At 51.2% G+C, this 17,684-nt stretch carries 12 protein-coding genes and 2 tRNA genes; 4 read left to right on the top strand and 10 right to left on the bottom strand.

The window, feature by feature from the left end; translation table 11 throughout:
* Positions 1-31: 31 nt before the first annotated feature.
* The 6 genes from H142_RS0104275 to H142_RS0104255 form a co-directional block, all read right to left on the bottom strand.
* On the bottom strand, positions 32-460 hold the full coding sequence (locus tag H142_RS0104275) for a copper-binding protein (protein ID WP_017930864.1): 429 nt from the start codon (positions 458-460) through the stop codon (positions 32-34).
* Positions 444-3,650, bottom strand: coding sequence for an efflux RND transporter permease subunit (locus H142_RS0104270; protein ID WP_017930863.1), 3,207 nt, complete (start codon positions 3,648-3,650; stop codon positions 444-446). Before H142_RS0104270 ends, H142_RS0104275 begins: the two co-directional genes overlap by 17 nt.
* Complete coding sequence (locus tag H142_RS0104265) at positions 3,647-5,491, bottom strand: efflux RND transporter periplasmic adaptor subunit (RefSeq protein WP_017930862.1); 1,845 nt, start codon at positions 5,489-5,491, stop codon at positions 3,647-3,649. Before H142_RS0104265 ends, H142_RS0104270 begins: the two co-directional genes overlap by 4 nt.
* Positions 5,488-6,834 (bottom strand): TolC family protein, encoded by a 1,347-nt coding sequence (locus H142_RS0104260; RefSeq protein WP_156811884.1) that lies wholly within the window; start codon positions 6,832-6,834, stop codon positions 5,488-5,490. Before H142_RS0104260 ends, H142_RS0104265 begins: the two co-directional genes overlap by 4 nt.
* Before the next feature lie 70 nt (positions 6,835-6,904).
* Positions 6,905-7,321 (bottom strand): hypothetical protein, encoded by a 417-nt coding sequence (locus tag H142_RS16775; protein WP_156811883.1) that lies wholly within the window; start codon positions 7,319-7,321, stop codon positions 6,905-6,907.
* Between the two features lie 187 nt (positions 7,322-7,508).
* Positions 7,509-7,584, bottom strand: a tRNA-Asn gene (locus H142_RS0104255).
* A 271-nt stretch (positions 7,585-7,855) separates the two neighbouring features.
* Between H142_RS0104255 and H142_RS0104250 the strand changes: the two genes are divergently transcribed.
* A complete protein-coding gene (locus H142_RS0104250) occupies positions 7,856-8,194 on the top strand; it encodes a DUF962 domain-containing protein (RefSeq protein WP_017930860.1) in 339 nt (112 codons plus the stop codon).
* Between the two features lie 22 nt (positions 8,195-8,216).
* Here H142_RS0104250 and H142_RS0104245 read toward each other — a convergent pair whose 3' ends face one another.
* The 4 genes from H142_RS0104245 to H142_RS0104230 form a co-directional block, all read right to left on the bottom strand.
* Positions 8,217-10,265 (bottom strand): TonB-dependent receptor plug domain-containing protein, encoded by a 2,049-nt coding sequence (locus H142_RS0104245; RefSeq protein ID WP_026147787.1) that lies wholly within the window; start codon positions 10,263-10,265, stop codon positions 8,217-8,219.
* A 31-nt stretch (positions 10,266-10,296) separates the two neighbouring features.
* The gene (locus H142_RS17195) at positions 10,297-12,885 is read right to left on the bottom strand and encodes a M56 family metallopeptidase (RefSeq protein ID WP_017930858.1); all 2,589 of its coding nucleotides are present in this window, start codon (positions 12,883-12,885) and stop codon (positions 10,297-10,299) included.
* A 14-nt stretch (positions 12,886-12,899) separates the two neighbouring features.
* A complete protein-coding gene (locus tag H142_RS0104235) occupies positions 12,900-13,286 on the bottom strand; it encodes a BlaI/MecI/CopY family transcriptional regulator (protein WP_017930857.1) in 387 nt (128 codons plus the stop codon).
* Positions 13,287-13,508: 222 nt separating this feature from the next.
* Positions 13,509-13,582: transfer RNA gene (locus tag H142_RS0104230), tRNA-Cys, on the bottom strand.
* A 176-nt stretch (positions 13,583-13,758) separates the two neighbouring features.
* Between H142_RS0104230 and H142_RS0104225 the strand changes: the two genes are divergently transcribed.
* The 3 genes from H142_RS0104225 to H142_RS0104215 all read left to right on the top strand — a co-directional run bounded on the left by H142_RS0104225 (position 13,759) and on the right by H142_RS0104215 (position 17,676).
* A complete protein-coding gene (locus H142_RS0104225) occupies positions 13,759-14,463 on the top strand; it encodes a protein-L-isoaspartate O-methyltransferase family protein (RefSeq protein WP_233341569.1) in 705 nt (234 codons plus the stop codon).
* Between the two features lie 3 nt (positions 14,464-14,466).
* Complete coding sequence (locus H142_RS14265; protein WP_017930855.1) at positions 14,467-15,897, top strand: TolC family outer membrane protein; 1,431 nt, start codon at positions 14,467-14,469, stop codon at positions 15,895-15,897.
* A gap of 69 nt (positions 15,898-15,966) precedes the next feature.
* Complete coding sequence (locus H142_RS0104215; protein WP_017930854.1) at positions 15,967-17,676, top strand: DUF2497 domain-containing protein; 1,710 nt, start codon at positions 15,967-15,969, stop codon at positions 17,674-17,676.
* Positions 17,677-17,684 lie beyond the last annotated feature (8 nt).

Here is a 17,684-nt window from a genome sequence, read left to right as displayed (position 1 = left end):
CGCCTGTAATAAATATTACAGGCGTGAGTTATTAATGACCGTTATGATCCATATGGGTATCAAGGCAATCCTGGCCATCGTTAGCCGTGTTACAAATCGCGGTAATGCGATAGCTGTTATCACGACCCCTTTTGACCATAAAGCTAACACTGTCCCCTTTGGCATAGCTGGACAGATCAACAGTTGAGGTAATGCCAAAGCCCATTGTCATGGCCGACATGCCGACCCCGTCAATGTCTTGATGATCAATTGTAGCTTCTTTGCCGTCGGGACTGATGGAAACAATTACGCCCGTAGTATGACCTGTATCGCCCATCATTTTATCATCACCCATTGTAGTGGAGTGCATAGGGGTCTCGTCTATTTCGGCATGATTTCCGGTATTAGTGGTGTCTTCCCCGCAGGCCGTGAGGCTGAATGCGGCCAAAGCCGTGATCGTAATTTTAGTAAGCTGTTTCATGAGTTTTTTCCTTCGAGGGTTTTATATGTTGGGTGGGTGTGTTTGGAAGCTGTCGTCCGATCCAGATAAAATAAATAGCCGGAATCACGATGAGTGTGAGAAGGGTCGTTGACACCATACCTCCCAGCATCGGCAGAGCAATGCGGCGCATGACATCGGATCCTAAGCCTTCAGTGATAAATATGGGGGCCAGGCCGGCCATCACCGTTGTAACGGTCATAAGCTTTGGTCGCACGCGCAAGGCAGCGCCGTGACTGACAGCGTCGAAAAGAGCAGCTTTTGTCTGAGGCACGTCTGTCCTAACTTGTTGGTCAATATAAAGCAGCATGACGACTGCGGTCTCAACAGCAATGCCGCCTAATGCGATAAAGCCAACGGCCACAGCTACGGATAGATTATAGCCCGCCAGATAGACGGCCCATAGCCCGCCGACGAGTCCAAAAGGCAGGGACAGCATAATAATCAGCGTCCGGTCCAAGCGGCTGAAATGCAGCATGAGCAGCAAAAATATCAGGCCGACTGCGGCGGGTATGGCAATTTTCAAGCGCGCATTGGCCCGCTGCATTTGTTCATATTGGCCCGACCATTCTATCGCATATCCCGGTGGCAGGGTAATTACGCCAGCGACAATCTCTCTGGCATCATTGACATAACCGCCAAGATCCCGACCCGAAATATCGACAAAAACCCAGCCTGTCAGGCGCGCATTTTCTGAGCGGATCATGGGCGGCCCTTCAGTATAGGCAATGCTCGCGACCTCGCGAAGCGGAATATGCGCGCCTTTTGGCGTCGGAATCAGAATATTTCCAATATCGGCATCGGTTTCGCGAAACGCCCGCTCATATCGCAGCATTATATTATAGCGCTCCCGGCCCTGAACGGATTCAGCCAAGGTCATACCGCCCAGCGCGGTTTGGATGACGGATTGAAATGTGCCCATATCAATATTGCGGCGGGCAAGTTCTGAACGGTTCGGTGTAATTTCCAGATATTTTCCTCCCAACACGCGGTCGGCAAAGGCGGAGCGCGTCCCGGGAATATCTGTCACAACCCGCTCAATATCCCGCCCGATAGATTCGATTACCGTAAGATCATCTCCGGTGACTTTAATGCCGATCGGCGTGCGAATGCCTGTTGAGACCATGTCCATTCGAATTTTGATAGGGTAGCCCCATGAGTTCACAAGGCCCGGCATTTTAAGGCGGCTATTGAGATCATCGACGATACCATCAGCCGTCATGCCCTCGCGCCATTCCGATTTGGGTTTTAGTCTTATCCAGCTTTCAATCATCGTTAGCGGTGCAGGGTCTGTGGCCGTATCTGCCCGCCCCGCTTTGCCAAAGACGGATTCAACTTCGGGCACGGTTTTAATCACGCGATTGGTTTGCCCCAGAATTTCCCGCATTTTTGTGGAAGACACGCCAGGCAATGTTGTGGGCATATACAGCAGCTCGCCTTCATATAAAGCCGGCATAAACTCTGTGCCTAATTTTTGTGCCGGAATTATAACGCTGGCAGTAATCAAGAGCGCGACAATAACCGTTATCCATTTGAACTTTAAAGCTGCCCATATAACAGGCTTGTATATCCAGATGAAAAACCGGTTGAGCGGATTGGACGTCTCCGGCCGCATCTTGCCGCGTAAGAGCCAAATCATAAGAACCGGTATAAGCGTTACTGATAATAAGGCGCCAAACGCCATGGCATAGGTTTTGGTGAAAGCGAGGGGAGAGAACAGACGGTAGCTTTCGCCTGTCAGGGCAAAGACCGGCAAGAAAGACACGACAATTATCAAAAGCGAGAAAAACAAGCCCGGCCCAACCTCTTGAGCGGCTTGGATAAGAACGCGTTTTCGGGTTGTCTCGTCCGGCTTTCCTTTAATGTCGGAGAGCTTTCTGACGCCGTTTTCGACCATGACAATCGAGGCGTCAACCATTGCGCCAATGGCAATAGCTATGCCGCCCAGAGACATAATATTGGCGGTAACGCCTTGGGCAGACATGATGATAAATGCCCCTAAAACGCCGAGAGGCAGGGTGATAACAGCGACAAAGGCGGCCCGAAAGTGAAGCAAAAAAAGCAAAATGACGAGCGCGACAACAAGCCCTTCTTCAATCAGCTTATCTTCCAAATATGAGACAGCCCCTTCAATGAGCGGGGCGCGGTCATATACGGTAACGATCTCGACGCCTTCAGGTAGGCCGCGCTGCAGATCGCTCAGTTTTTCTTTGACCCGGTCAATGACGTCCAGCGCATTTTCGCCGTCCCGCATTACAATAATACCCGCAACGGTTTCGCCTTCGCCGTTAAGTTCAACAATGCCGCGGCGAAGGGCGGGGCCTTCAATAATGCGGGCAATATCTGATAAAATAACCGGCGTGCCGTTCTTCGCCAGAACAACGACCTGTTCCAAATCCAAAGCGTTTTTGACATATCCCGAAGAGCGGATCACATATTCGGTCTCTCCTTGCTCTAAAACGCGTCCCCCGACTTCACTACTGGCGGAGCGGATTGTCCGCGCAAGCTCAGATATCGAGACGCCGTAGGATTTGAGTTTATTAGGATCGATGAGAACCTGATATTCACGTTCAAAACCGCCTACAGAGGCCACTTCGGACACGCCCTCCACACCGGAGAGCTCAAGCTTTAAGAACCAATCTTGTAAGCTGCGAAGCTCAGCCAGATCTGTTTGTCCGGTTTTGTCCACCAAAGCATATTGATAGACCCAGCCCACGCCTGTGGCGTCGGGGCCAATTTGCGGGATAGCGGTCTCAGGGAGTTCAGACCCTAAACGGGAGAGCGCCTCGACCACACGGGAGCGCGCCCAATAGGGATCAACATCGTCTTCAAATATAACGTAAACGAAGCTCGTGCCAAACATAGAGGAGCCGCGAACGTCTTTTGTTTTGGGCAAACCTAACAAATTTGTCGACAGTGGATATGTCACCAGATCTTCAACAATTTGGGGCGATTGACCCGGAAATTCAGTACGGATGATAACTTGGGTATCCGTCAAATCCGGCACGGCATCTAACGGCATATTTTTAAGCGATAGCCAGCCTCCCATTGCCAAGGCGAGCGCAAGGACAATGATTATAAGCTGGTTAGCCACTGACCACGCGATCAGTTTCGCGATAGCCGATTTTGACGGGTCCTTACCGGCCAGATTATCCAGCTTTTCGGTCGTCATCGGGTTGTGCCTGCCATGGGATCCGGCCAAGCCACAACAGCTGCATCGGAAGAAGAGTAAGGATTGGCGGGTAGGCCTGCCTCTTGCAGCCACAGGCGCCCGGTATTCCTATCTTTATAAAGGATCAGGCCTTTAGATTTATAATGCGCCGGCGCGCCTGAGAGTAGCCATGGATCCAGCGCCGTCATTAACCTGGAGAGGTGTGACGCAAGAGGCTCGGTTGAGGCCGTATTCTTTGCGTTGGATATAACGGTCGCGGACGCGTCTAGAATTGGAGACAGCCTTGAACCTGAAAACCTGTCTTTGAGCGTATCGATTAAGGCAAGGGTCGGGTCGAGGAAGTAAGGGTCAATGGCATAACCATCTATAATCGCTTCATGAAAATAAAGCGCTGTATCGACGATATGGTCAATCTCGCTCAATGTTTGCCCGTCTATAGGCAATTGCGAAAGGGGGGTGGCGGCGTCAAAATTTGCAGCAGGCGCGCTTAATTTAGATAGTCCTTCGCGAAGACTGGACTCGGAGTCCAGCATGAATTGACCGCTGGAGACAATGCGTTCGCCCGCCGTCAGGCCGGACAAAATTTCCGTGCGACCACGTATGCTGGATCCAATCGTGATATGTCGGCTTTCAAAACGACCGTCACCAAGAGCCATGATGACATGGGCTCCGCGTGAATCTCTCAATATGGCCTGACTTGGGACGACCAATTGGGATGAAGGAGCGTCGGTTTGTTGAGTTTCGAAAACAATATCCACATAAGCTCCGGGACGCAGGGAGCCCGAGGCATTTTCGACACTGATCCGGACCTTGGCTGTGCGCGTATTTGAATCAATAGTGGGATAGATATAGTCTACAGTACCTGTTTTTGGCGCGTCAGGCGCACTCTCAAATTTTAAAGATGCCGCTTCACCTATTTGTATTTGCGGTAATTCAGATTCAGGCACTGATGCAATGACCCACACTTTAGTGTAGGATTGCAGCTTCATAACGGGATCGCCGGGTTTGAGATAATCACCGTCGCGAACCATCAGCTCGGTCACGACCCCTGCGCTTTCTGCATAAACCGGCATGCGCTCTATAACCTCACGAGAGGTTGTTAGGCGGTCAATGAGACCCTCTTGCATACCTTTGGATTTGAGCCGCTGGCGCACAGAGGCAATCCGGCGTGCATTGCCAATCTGCAAAGAGGCGAGGTAATCCTTTTGCGCCGCGATAAGCTCAGGCGTATAGATGCGGTATAAACGCTGCCCCCGGCGTACAATATCGCCTTCGGCTCTTACGGTTAGCCCGTCGATCCAGCCTTCAAGCCGTGAGGCTGACATGGATTCAAGCCGTGTATTGGGCTCAACCGTACCGTAAGCCCGTATGTCGCGGCTTACATCTTCTGTATTAACGGTCACGGTGCGAATGCCCATAGTCTGTATCATTTCCGGCGAGACTGCCACGCCGCTGCCTTGGCCTTCATTTTCATAAACCGGTATATAATCCATGCCCATGCTGTCTTTTTTCGGCACAGAGGATTTATCAGGAAGACCCATAGGGTTTTTGTAATATAGAATTTTGCCTTTGCCTGAAGATGTTGACGGCCCGCTATCCGCAACGGGAACCAAGTCCATGCCGCAGATAGGACAGCTGCCATTTGGGTCATCGGAAATATAATGCGGATGCATCGGGCACGTATATTTCACAGTCTCATTTGACGCTATGTTGGCCGAAGGATCCGAACGCTGCCCTGATGGCGCCTCGCCGTGATCAGATCCGGTTTCGTCATGCGATCCTTGGCAAGCGATTAAGGTCAAAGCCGACGCTGATATGAAAATATGTTTGAAATTTATCATGGTGTCACCAAAAGGCTATTCATCGCCACAACCATTTGGTCGCGCGTCGCTTCTTCCTTAACAATCTCTGCTCTCAGCATGAGAACCGCGATTTCGCCGTCGAGGATCGGGGAGTAGTCGCCCATTCCGGCTTCATAAGAAATCAATTCCGAGGCGGTTTGAGCCTCAATAGCACTTATTTTTTGCTTGAGAATCGATATGTTCTGAACCGCAGTTTCCCGCTTGGCGTCATAGCGGGACCATTCAGACTGAAATCGCCGGGCGATGGCCATGCGGCGCGCGAGACTTGCATTTTTGTCAATCTTCGCCGCGCGTAAATTTGGATCCTGACGGTCTCGGGCCCATAATGGAATTGTAAAGCTGATCCCGCCTGAAACCCAATCATCTCCATCAAAATTAGACCGCGGTAGCCCCTGACTGGACTCACGTTGCTGATAGGTCAGATTGGCGCCCCAATCCGGTTTATAATCCGCTTTGGCTCTTTGCACTTCTGCATCTGCTATGGCCACTTGCGCGTCGGCGACCCGCACGCCGTAAAACCGCAGAGCCTGTCCTGTCCAAACCGTCTTGGACAGGTCGGGTAAATCTGTCTGGGGAATGAAGCCAAGGAGATTAACGAACGCGGCCTCGATTTCTGACTCTTGCCCGTCAAGCCGGGCTAGGGTTCGCGACACTTCTGTGCGCTCAACATCGACTTGCGCCAAACGGAAGACAATGGGCCGTCCGGCGTTAATCTCGATATCTATAATATCAGCCAGTTCGTCATATTTTGTCTGACGCGCAAGAGCGTAATCTCTCTGACCGTCAATGCTGCGCTCTTCAATCAGTAACATTAACAGATCGCCGCGAAGCCGTGCAAATTGCTGCTCGCGTTTCAGCTCGTGTTGAGCAGCGTTTCTCAGTGATAATAACGAATTTGCTTTACGCCCGGAGCGGCTCGGGAAAGCTTGACGAACGCCTATGGCTTTATTGGAAGGCAAATACTCTGAAAATGAGGGATTAATGAACGGTACATTATTGATTTGCAGTGAAATAACGGGGTCGGGTAGCCCGAGGGCGGCCTCAGCCCGATGTCGATAGGCGTCTGCGCTCAGGTTTAATGCATCTAATGAGGGATGTTGGCGAAGATTCGCTTCGACTTCAGAAAACCGCATAGGTCGCGCCTCAGCTTGCGGTAAGGGCGCGTTATAGCGCCCTTGCGAAACTAAAAGCTCCGGCGCATAAATGTCGTCTTGGGCCAAAGCTGAGGGCGTCAGGCATACCGCGCTTATGCTGCTCAAGGTTAGCGAAAATATAGCGGCGCGTAGCCGGTAGTGATGAAATGGTATGTAGCGGATAAGCATCCGAAAATCTCCAATAAGACAGGCTGGTAAGCTCAGAGCGTCAGCTCTGAACAGTCAATCTGATTGGAATCTAAATGAGGAGTCTATCGATGCGAAAGAGCAGACTGTCGATAGGTCGCAAAGCCAACCCTAAAGGCGGACCGGTGCTTTCGAGCAGCCTAATTTCAGGCTGCGGCAGAGCAGATGATTTATAGGCAGAAACAACGAAGTCTAAATCGGACGGCAGAGATATGTGCGAACCTAACTTTGCATGAGATGAAGATACGGCACAATCATCACAGTCCGCGCAATGTTGACCGGGTGCTTGCGCTTCACTCTCATTTGGTTGGCTAACGCTTGCATCATGACATGGCGGCGTCATAACTTTACTGGCTTGTGCTGACTTAATACCGGCTTCGCCATGACCTGTCACGCAACACGCCATAACAGGCATCGCCGCCAAAATGATGGCGGCGATAAAGCAAAACACTATCGCAATGACTCTCATGGGGCACAAATAGCTTAAAAAGATTAAAGAAGTAAATACCCTTATAGGGTATGCCCTGTCACACCGCTGTGTTTAAAATTGCAGGCATGAAAATTTAATTGGACTGCACTTTTCGTCATACAAAAAGATTTGTAGCGTTCCCAAGGTCATATTTTAAGGGTTTAGTCAATAATTTGAGGGGAAAGGATGGCTCCGCAAGCAGGACTCGAACCTGCGACAAGCTGATTAACAGTCAGCTGCTCTACCAACTGAGCTATTGCGGAATAGACCATTTCAGTAGGCGCGCCTCATAACAGCGTTGCGGCCCGTTCGACAACCCATTTTTTCGTCTAAACGGACACAAAAATGCAGTAGCGTCCAAGCAGGGATCTACAGGCAAAAAAAAGGGAGCCGAAGCTCCCGAAGGTATTAGGTGAATGGTGGGATGTCTTCAATGAAGACTTAACCTGTATGAACGGGCATGGTTAAGAAGAGGTTAAGTCTTGTCAATTTATTTACCATATGGCTATGATAGCCATAAGAAAGGGGACTAAAATGCGCGAAATTACCACATATCAAGAGTTCTGGCCTTATTATTTGCGCGAACACAGCAAGCCTGCGACGCGCGCTTTTCACTATTTTGGAACGGCTTTGGGTATTGCCGTTCTGGTCTGGGCCATTGCATCGGGGTATTGGTATGCGTTTCCGCTGATGTTTGTGATCGGTTATTTCTTCGCTTGGATGTCCCACGGTTTTATCGAACGTAACAAGCCCGCCACATTTACCTATCCGCTCTGGTCGTTGTTCAGCGATTTCAAAATGCTATTTTGCTTTGTCACCGGACAAATGGGAAAAGAACTTCGGAAGGCTGGCGTTAAGCCTTCCGAAGTCTAAGTCCCAAACGGGCAGTCGGGACTTAATAGGTGCCGCTCAGCTCCAGACTTAATGTGCGGCCATATTTGCGGCGTCGGAATTCAGTAAAATCAAGTGTGCCGATATCGCGGCGATCCGTGAAAATCTGGCGCTGCGCCTCTTGAGTGAAATCGAAAAGATTGAAGGCGGTCAGGCGTAATTTCAGGCCCATAATATCTTTATGCTCGACAAAAATTGAGCTATCCGGCGCGTTAAATTTAGCCTCACTGATTGTCCTGAGACGAAAGTCCGGACTGCCTTCGGAGCGGTACAGACCAAAACCATAAGCATAGTCCGTGTTTTCGATATCGTGGCGAAAGCTCAATTGGGTATTGTAGATACTGGCATTATTCAATCGCCGGGAGCCTCCTGTCAGGGGATCGTCAACATCGGAGTCCTGGACATTTGCCTTCAAGGTCAGCTCTGTGCCTTTATAGCCCCATTTTTCGCCTTTAAGCGTTAATGTGCTGTCGAGACCGTAAAGCATAGCCTCGTCAATATTGCCGACGGCATCACCATTTTTACCGATTGGAATACGGTCAACAAGATCGGTTATAAGCTCGCCGTAAACCCGGATTTTAAGGGAATTGCCGTCACCAAAGTCTTTATCAAATTCTGTTTCCAGATTCCAGCTTTGCGCCGGAACAAGGTTGATGTTGCCCGTTGTGTTGAAATCATCGCTGATGTCCACCGAAGATATAAAATCAAAGAAGTTAAGCTGTCCGACTTCGCGCTCGACTTTCGTCCTGATTGAGAAAGAGTCTGAGGGTTTATATGTCGAGGCAATAAACCCTTTAGGCCGGAAGAAATCACGGGTGAGGCCGCCATTAGACTGCGATATTTCTGAATATTCGGCGCCAAGGGAGGCCTGCAAGTTCCACTTCTCCGACATTTTACGGCTATGGGTAATGCTCGCCTCAGTTCGAATTTCTTCGACTTTGGATGACGCGCCTTTCAGCGGTTCCGGGCGGTATGCGCCGCCGTCCAGAACCTGCAAATCCGCATCGATGTCGAGTGTATTGAGCGCCCCTTCCAAACTTATTTGCCAATCGCGTCCCTCACTGGGTATCCATGAATATTCCGTGCGTAAAATACTTTCGCTCTCATCAGCTACGCGGTTAAAGATTGACCCGTCCGCGCGGTTATCCGGGCTGGTAAAGACCTCAAATTGAGACTGCGTTGGGGAATGCTCAAAGCGGTTATAAGCGATGGTTTTGAGTTTACCGTTTAAAAACGGAAATTCGTAATCTGCACCGATTTTAGCGTTCCACTCATCTTCGGAAAACCGCGCGAGCGTAAAGACATCATTACCTCTGCTCGTCCCGGCAGTACGTTGTGAGGTTTCGCTGCCGCCATAATTAGAATGGTTGTATTCAAGATTGAGATTACCGACATGTTCCTCCTTGGGCTTCCACGCTAGATCAAGCGTCACGCCGGGAGTTTGCCCGATATCATATCCAATTTCATCGCGAGTCTCGAACACTGTTCCACTGGCGTCGATTAAGTCTTCACGGCCATATCCGGCTTGGCGGAACGCCTCGCTGCGTAGCTCTGCTGTGTATGATAAGGGGCCTTTCTCTCCGGATACTGTGAAATGAATATGACTGAAATTCGGTTCATTACGGTCACGTAGAGTGCTCTCCCAGCTCCATGTTCCGGATAGGCCCTTGCCTTTGGATGTGACGATATTGGCCACCTGTCCTGACAGACCAGGAATGCTCAAAGATGCGCCGTCTTTGATCTCAACCCGCACAACATTTGTAGCCGGAATACGGTTTAGCTGGCTGCCGACATCTGTTTTGCCGGTCAAACGCTCACCGTTAATCAGAACATTGGCCCCGCCTTGTCCCAAGCCGCGCCGATCTGATGCCCCCTCGAGGGAGAACCCCGGAACCTGAGCGATCATATCCAGCGCAGTGCGCGGTGCATATTGCTTGAAATACTCCTGATCAAAGCTCTGCTGGTTTGCTGTCTGCGCAAAAGCCGGTAGCGCAGCTGTCATGAGGGTGAGCGATGACGCGACCGCGAGAAGCGGTTTTCTGATTTTTAACATAATAAGTCTCTGGGTTTGAGGGGGTGGTTATTTACCGGGTCTTGGACAGAACATAAACGGGGTCATAATTGTGTCCGTCATGTCGGATTTCAAAATGAAGGTGGGGCGCCCAAACTTTATTGATTGTACCGACTGTTCCTATAATTTGTCCGGCTTTAACTTTGTCACCGACTTTGACTTTGAACGCGCCAAGGCTGGCGTATCGGGTTTCAAGTCCGCCAATATGTTTGATTTTAATCAACCCGCCCCAATTGCCGTATTTATTGGCAAATATTACAGTGCCGCCCAGGCTCGCTCTGACGGGCGTCCCAATCGCGGCATTATAATCGGTACCGGAATGATACTCGTCTTTGTCTTTGATATATTCGCCATGACTGGCCATGACGCTGGTGCTTGTTAGGGGCGCAAGAAATTGAGGCGTTATTTTGATGCCGGATTTTGTGTAATATGGAAGGTCTTCACTGGAGTGAGCGTGGTGAGTTTTAAGCGATATTGACGCAGGCGAGATTGGCGGAACCGGCGTAGCAACAGACGCTTTGGTCGATGTAAAGTCTGTATGTTCAAATTTACCAATTGTAATATCGCGCGTTTGACGCTCATCACCATTTCGCGAGTGAGACGAGATATGAAGGCCGTCTTTACTAATATCGGCAAAGATGAATTTGTCCAAATCTGAAACGATCTTTCCAATAATCTTTTTATAGGGTTTGGCTTGGTCTGGAGTTAGAGCTGTGCCGTTGATTGACCAGATAGTATTATTTTTCACTATGGAATTCTTTTTCAACCCTCCATTATAATAACCGTCGGCTTTGAGCTGTTGGGTTAGTTCACCGCGAAGATCATCAAATTTTGTATGTGTCTTATTCGCTTTATACGCTTCGGCTTTCGCCTCTGCTCTACTGGCGGAAGCTTCAGCTCTGGCACTTATGGCTTGTGCTCTGGCTTCGGCGCGCGCTTCTGTGCGGCGCTCTTGCGCGGCTTCGACCCTATGACGAGCTTCTATAGACACGCGCTTGGCGTCTGCGCGGCGCTCCGCTGCGGCTTCGATCTCATCGCGAACAGTATCATTGTACATCTCACGTGCGTCTTCTCTCGCCTCATACGCGGCTTCTCTGGCCTCATTTTCGGCGTCTATATAATCGTGATAGTGATCATTGGCGGCTTCGATGTGTGTTTCAAAATCTTCGCTGACTTGCTCGTCCAAACGTTCGGCTTGACTTCGAAGCTTTTCAACCCGTCCGTCCCAAGATGAATTTTCGGTTTCAAAGCGGCTAAAGTCGATGTAAAATTGGGCCATCTCCGCACGGAAATCACCCCAAGTGCTGCTGATTTTGTCAATACGGCGGGCAAATTCACCATTCTCAATCGGGCCGCCCTCTGAGAAGACCGGAAAAACCGGAGCTGCAGGCAGGGTGGGCACCGCAATCGGCGCGACTTGGACTTTTATAGGAGCCATGGATGGCACGTCGACTTGCAGCGGGACCATTGGCGACACTTCGATTTTCAGGGAGTTAGAATCTGCTTGCGGGACGTCACCGGCGAGCTGGCTTTCTGATACATCTGCATCTTTGGGCGTAGACGCAGCATTGGCCTGCGAGGTTGCGCTAAAATAAGCTGCGCCGGTAAGCACTAATGCCATTGCAAATATACCACTCGCGCTGGGATTACTGTTTTTGAGTTTTGGGTCAACCAATCGGGTCATGCGGTCAAGGATGGGGGTATGACGCGGTCCTGTCGCAGCCAGGCTCAGTTTCTGGCTGTGCAGGGCGTCCGGCAATGCCGCTAATGCGCGTATCAAAGCGTTCGGGCCTGCGGATTTTTTGACCGCCAAATCATCACAGGCCTGTTCGCGATCCGTATCAATACAGCGCGAGATATAGTGAATGGCAGGATGGTAGAAAAAGACGGCTTTTATGGCATTTTGAACAAGATTGAAGGCATAATCATAGCGGCGGATATGGGCCAGTTCATGAAGCAGAATGGCTTCGACTTGATCTTGGGGCAGGGCCGTCAGAAATCCGACCGGAACAAGAACGATCGGTTTTAATACGCCCAGCGTAATCGGTCCTGTGACGCGGTCAGAGATAAATAATTTCACGTCTCGCGATATGCGCGACTGAATGGCAAGACGTGCAAAGGCGGCGCACCATTGCGCGTTTGGCCGAGTCAGTCCTTTGCGGCGCAAAGTGCGGACAAGATATACCCCCCCGGCATAGCGCAGAGCCATAAATACAAACCCTAAACACCAGAGAAGACCTAAAATTGGCAATACAGCATTCAAATTTAAAGTAGCCGCGGCCAGACTTTGTGCGCCGTTAATTAAACCTGCCGCCTCATCAGGCGCTGAGGAGATTGTGAGTGTATAGCCTGAAGACGCGACGACGATATCTTGAGCCATCTGCGTGACGGGATTTTGAAGGTAAATCCAAAACGTCACAATAAAAGCGGCGAAACAGCTTAGCAATATTGCGCATTGCGCTAAATACCGGGCCGATGGATTGTCACCGCGCCACACAGCGCGCATTACTATAACCGCCGCGCAGGCTATGCCGCCTTGCCATAAGCTATGCAGTAAAGCCCATCCCAGGCTATTTAAAATTTCATGTGTATATAGTGACATAAGGCTCTCCCGGCTTAGGTCTGGGGCTCATCCAATTTTGCGATAAAAGCTCTGATTTTATTGATCTCGGCTTCTGATGTTTTTTCATTCCCTAAGGCATGCATCACAAGTTCGGATACGGAATTGCTAAATGCGGTTTCCACGAATTGATCAAACAAATCTGATTTGGTTACGTCCTCTTTGACGGCGGCGCTGTAGAGGAAGGATTTGCCTTCGCCCGGCTTGCGCGCAACCATACCTTTGCTATGAAGCCGCTGTACCTGTTTTAAGGTCGTCGTGTAACCCACATCTTTGGTGGCGCTGAGGATATCATGTATCTCTTTCACGCTACAGGGCTGCTTGGCCCATAAGACATTTAATATGGCGGATTCGGCTGCGGAAGGTTTTCTATTCTTTTTCATATCATTCGCTTAAACGACAGATGTCGTAACGTCAACATAAAAAAGACAAATGTCGTAATTAATATTTTGTAACAGTTGAGCGCAATGGAATATCTGGGGATTTTAAGGAGGCACCACCCGGAATTGAACCGGGGTGGACGGATTTGCAATCCCCCGCTCCTAAGAGGCTGTTAATGCCGCAGTTTGCACCTTAGTTACTGAATTAAGTTTTATAGAAACTTATGGAGGCACCACCCGGAATCGAACCGGGGTGGACGGATTTGCAATCCGCTGCGTAACCACTCCGCCATGGTGCCGTCACATAAGAGGCGCGGTATAGTGCAGGCTGCGTGGCGCGACAATGGTTTTTTAGGCCAATTCCGACGTGATTACAGCGGCGGCGCACGGTTATTACGGCGCTGCATATTGTCCATTCACAGGCTAAATCGTTTGAAGCTGCGCGCCTGCGGGGGTATAGACCGCCAAGATCGGCGTGACTCGCGCCATTGACCCCGCGCATTCTGCGCCAGACCGGAGCTTTACAATGTTCGATTATGCGGCGGCCCGTGAACATATGATCGACTCGCAGGTTCGTACTAATGATGTAACGGACCCCGATATCCATAATGCGTTGCGGCGTGTGCCGCGCGAGGCCTTTTTACCGGCGTCCAAACAGGCTTTAGCCTATAGCGATACGAATGTCGTCACCGATGAGGGCCGGGTTATGATGCGTCCACGTGATTTTGCCAAGCTTGTTCACCTCGCCGACATAAAACCTACGGATGTTGTGCTTAATATTGCGGCAGGCAGAGGTTACGCTGCGGCGGTTCTATCCCATCTGGCTGATACAGTTGTCGGAGTTGAAGAAACCGAAGAGATGGCTGACCGCGCCAGCGATCTTCTTATGGCTCAAAATGTCGTTAACGCTGCTGTAGTGCAAAGTGATCTGAAATCCGGAGCGCCGGAACACGGGCCGTTCAATGTTATATTTGTCGGCGGCGCCGTAGACGAGGTTCCCAAAACCTGGCTGGACCAACTGGCCAGCGGGGGCCGTCTCGTTGTCGTGCAGCCCTATGGCCCGGTCGGTCAGGCGCGGCTATATACCAAGACCGGAAATGCTATCGGCGACCGCATCGCCTTTGATGCCAGCGTTCCACTTCTGCCCGGGTTTGAACCGGCCATGGAATTCGTTCTTTAGATTGTGCGGTTCTACGCGACATGTCTTTCGGCCCTAACGCTACTGAGTGTTGCTGCGGCTCTGCCGGCAGGCGCAGAGACGCTTCAAGAGGCGCTGGCTTCGGCCTATCAACAGCATCCACAGCTTAAAGCCGAGCGCGCGCGCGTCCGCGAAACAGACGAAAATTTTGTTCAAGCGCAAGCCCAGGGGCGTTTTCAGGCCAGCGCACAAGCCAGTGTCGGCGCAACATCATCTATTATCCGCTCAACTAATTTTTTTGGCGGCTCCAGCGAGACGAAAGACGCTTTTGTCCCGCGCAGTTTTGCCATTACCGGACAGCAGCCGCTCTATCAGGGTGGACGCGTTCGTAGCCTGAAGGGGCAGGCTAAATACGGGATTCTTGCTGCGCGCGAGGGACTTCGCAATGCAGAGCAAAGCGTATTGTTACAGGCCGCAACCGCCTATGCAGATGTAATCCGCGACGAGAAAGTTGCGGCTATTCGCCGGAACAATGTGCGGGTTATCGCCCGCCAAAGTGACGCCGCGCGCGATCGCTTTGATGTTGGAGTCGGCACCCGCACTGATATTGCTCAGGCCGACGCCCGTCTGGCCAATGCCGAGATCGGACTGGCTCAGGCTGAAGCCCAGTTGCAAGCCAGCCGCGCAGCTTATATCCGCGCCACCGGACATCCGCCCGAGCAGCTCCAGCCTGTACCGGATTTCGTTATGCCGGATACGGTGGAGCAGGCAGAACAGACAGCCCTGATCTATAATCCTCAGATAGAAGCGGCGCGCTACACGCAGGACGCGGCGCGCTTCGGGATTGATGTCGCTGCTGCGACGGGTAAGCCGACCATATCTGCGCAAACCTTTATCCAAACCTCTGTGGATCAAAACTCTTCAATACTCGGACAGGACGCAATAGGATTTACGCTTAATCTTACCGTGCCGATATTCACAGGCGGTCTGACTAGCTCGCGTATCCGGCAGGCGAGCGCCTCCGAAACCCGCGCCAAGTTTGAGCTTCGCAATGTCGAAGACGCTCTGCGGGAGCAAGTCACGGCGTTGTGGGCACAGAAAATTGCGGCCGAGCAGTCTCTCAACGCGGCGCGGCGGCAGGTCGAAGCCGCAGAGGTGGCATTTGAGGGCGTGGAAATTGAACTTGAGGTTGGCACGCGCGACGCGCTGGATGTTCTCAATGCGGAGCAAGAAGTTCTTAATGCGCGTCTGTCTGTCGCCCAAGCCGAGCGCAATTTGTCGGTTATAAAATTTCAGCTTTTAAATTTAATGGGCGGCTTTGACGCGCTGTCCTTATCTCTTCCGGTCATTATCTATGACCCGGCCGCAAATTTCGAAGACGTTTCGACATATAAGCCTTTAAAACCTCTTCAGGATGCCTTTGACACCTTCCCTATAAAGCTGCCAACAGTCTTCAAATCGTCCACAGACGAGTAAGCATCTGATTCTCCTGTGAATTGATTCGTGCAATCGCTGGACAATCTGCAAGGGTTCTTCTAATTCTTAATGAATTACGAATGGCCGACTCGGGGATGGGTGGCCAAGCGGGGACTTAAAAGCAAAATGTCAGAGCAAACGCCTGAAAACCTAAGCGAGCGTGAACCGTCTATGGAAGATATTCTTGCGTCTATTCGCAAGATTATTGCCGATGACAGTCCGGGGGAATCAAGTCCCGCAGGCGATCAGACATCTGCCACCCCCAAATTGGTGGTGAGTGAAACGCCCTCTGCTCTCTCTGAGCCTGAGCCTTTTGACCTTACGGGAATCATGGATATCGAAATCGATGATGATTCAACCCAGGATCTTCTTGATATGGTCGAGTTTGATTTGACTGATGATCTGGCCGAGTCCGGGACTGATGGCAATGTTGAGTTCCGCTCCGCGCTTGAAATACCGGATATACAGCGCGCGGGCGATACACCGACGGCCGATCTACCCGGCTCCACGGATATATTGGATCTAACCGACATATTGGATATGGATGGCGAAGATGCCGATGCCGATATCAGTGACGCCTTGGACGCCTACGCGCCGATCACGCCTGCGCCGGAGCCTGCACAAGATGACGACCCTGTCGAAGCGCCTAAGGACGCACTCTCAGAATCTGAAGATGATGATCTAGACGCTTTGCTGAATGACTTGATTATGGAAGACTCCGTGGCCGCAGAAGACACAGGAATGTCCACAGTCTCTGAACCGTCAGCACCGCCGGTAACCTTTGAAGATACGGCGTCTGATGACGGTCACGATATTTTAGATATTTTTGATGCTGATGATATGGAAACGTCCGATACAGTATCGGGTAAGCGGGATATGGCAGGCTCCGCCGTGTCTCAGGATGACGATATCGATTTGGTTAAATCGCTCATGGCGGATCTGACCGAAGACAATGACCATGACCAACGCGATGATGACAGTGTTCACGCCAAAAGTGATGATGACATTGATACGGTCTTGCTGGATACGATTCTGGACGGTGAAGACGATGATTTGGCGGGCATTTCCGCAATATCTGATGCGGATGCCGCCCTAGACTCTCGCCCGGAGCCGATACGGACCGAAGTCGGTTTTGACGAACTGTCTGATCTGATTGCGGACTTGCAGGCCGATACACGCGAGGCGCAGGCCCGCGCCCAAAGCGTTCAAAGCGCGCCTGTATTGGACATCTCTGACGATGTGGAGGCGGCTGATGAGACGCAGACAGCCAGTGACGTTACCGGAACCGCGCCTCTGGCCACAGCCATCGCCGTCGCACCCGCAGCCGGAGATATTGCTGACGATTTTTACGATACGGACGACTCCGCCGCCGATGAGGTATTCGACACCTTGATTGACGAAATTGTCATGGATGACGCTGAGGATATTGATAATGATACCCAGCGTGATTCTCACTCTGCGTCGGAGACGACCTCGTCAAAGCATGGCGAATCGGATAACCAGACTACTCATGATGAACAGGAGGACGATATGTCCGCAGCCAAAGGCCGTGAGGCCATTTCTTCCCGCGATACATATGAAGACACCTCCAGCGCCTTTGCCTCTCTAGGCAAAGTGGTCGAAGAAAAAGCTGTGTTTGCCGAACGCGGTCCGCGCATTGGCGATTTGGTGCAAGAGGCGCTGCGCCCCATGCTTCAGGAATGGCTCGACGCGAATTTAAAAACCATAGTGGACCGCGCTGTGGCGAAAGAAATCAAACGGATTTCAGGCGGGAAATAAGACTTTTC

Origin of the sequence: Robiginitomaculum antarcticum DSM 21748, assembly GCF_000365025.1 — a bacterium.
GTDB lineage: Bacteria > Pseudomonadota > Alphaproteobacteria > Caulobacterales > Maricaulaceae > Robiginitomaculum > Robiginitomaculum antarcticum.
Note: the sequence above shows the minus strand (reverse complement) of the source record. Positions and strands in the feature narration are given on the sequence as shown.

What these genes read in the sequence shown, in the direction of transcription:
- H142_RS0104275 (WP_017930864.1), bottom strand. Translation starts at nt 460, where the DNA reads ATGAAACAGCTTACTAAAATTACGATCACGGCTTTGGCCGCATTCAGC.
- H142_RS0104270 (WP_017930863.1), bottom strand. Translation starts at nt 3,650, where the DNA reads ATGACGACCGAAAAGCTGGATAATCTGGCCGGTAAGGACCCGTCAAAA.
- H142_RS0104265 (WP_017930862.1), bottom strand. Translation starts at nt 5,491, where the DNA reads ATGATAAATTTCAAACATATTTTCATATCAGCGTCGGCTTTGACCTTA.
- H142_RS0104260 (WP_156811884.1), bottom strand. Translation starts at nt 6,834, where the DNA reads ATGCTTATCCGCTACATACCATTTCATCACTACCGGCTACGCGCCGCT.
- H142_RS16775 (WP_156811883.1), bottom strand. Translation starts at nt 7,321, where the DNA reads ATGAGAGTCATTGCGATAGTGTTTTGCTTTATCGCCGCCATCATTTTG.
- H142_RS0104250 (WP_017930860.1), top strand. Translation starts at nt 7,856, where the DNA reads ATGCGCGAAATTACCACATATCAAGAGTTCTGGCCTTATTATTTGCGC.
- H142_RS0104245 (WP_026147787.1), bottom strand. Translation starts at nt 10,265, where the DNA reads ATGTTAAAAATCAGAAAACCGCTTCTCGCGGTCGCGTCATCGCTCACC.
- H142_RS17195 (WP_017930858.1), bottom strand. Translation starts at nt 12,885, where the DNA reads ATGTCACTATATACACATGAAATTTTAAATAGCCTGGGATGGGCTTTA.
- H142_RS0104235 (WP_017930857.1), bottom strand. Translation starts at nt 13,286, where the DNA reads ATGAAAAAGAATAGAAAACCTTCCGCAGCCGAATCCGCCATATTAAAT.
- H142_RS0104215 (WP_017930854.1), top strand. Translation starts at nt 15,967, where the DNA reads ATGAATTACGAATGGCCGACTCGGGGATGGGTGGCCAAGCGGGGACTT.